A 444-nucleotide genomic window follows, 5' to 3' on the forward strand; every position below is an offset into this window, starting at 1 on the left:
GGGATGTATGTGAGCAAGGACTTTCTGAGCTTGGGATTTCTTTGCAACAATTAGAAGAGGTGGAAGCAGATGCAGGTCTTGGAAATGGTGGACTTGGACGATTAGCAGCCTGTTTCCTTGATTCACTTGCATCTTTAAACTTACCAGGTCATGGCTGTGGAATTCGTTACAAGCACGGCTTATTTGATCAAAAAATTGTTGATGGTTATCAAGTTGAATTTCCAGAACAGTGGCTTCTTCATGAAAACGTATGGGAAGTAAGAAGGCATGATCAAGCTGTAGAAGTAAGTTATTTCGGCAATGTTGAACCGCTATACATTGACGGGCGTTTAGAGTTCAGGCATACGAATGCAGAAGTGATTATGGCAGTACCATATGACGTTCCAGTAGTAGGTTATGAGACGAGTACTGTAAATACACTCAGACTTTGGAATGCTGAACCAG

At 41.9% G+C, this 444-nt stretch carries 1 protein-coding gene; it reads left to right on the forward strand.

From position 1 onward, the window contains the following. A partial coding sequence (locus tag SB775_RS27480) for a glycogen/starch/alpha-glucan phosphorylase (RefSeq protein WP_410864298.1) occupies positions 1-444 on the forward strand: 444 nt, incomplete at both ends.

It is taken from the genome of Peribacillus sp. SIMBA_075 (assembly GCF_046534585.1).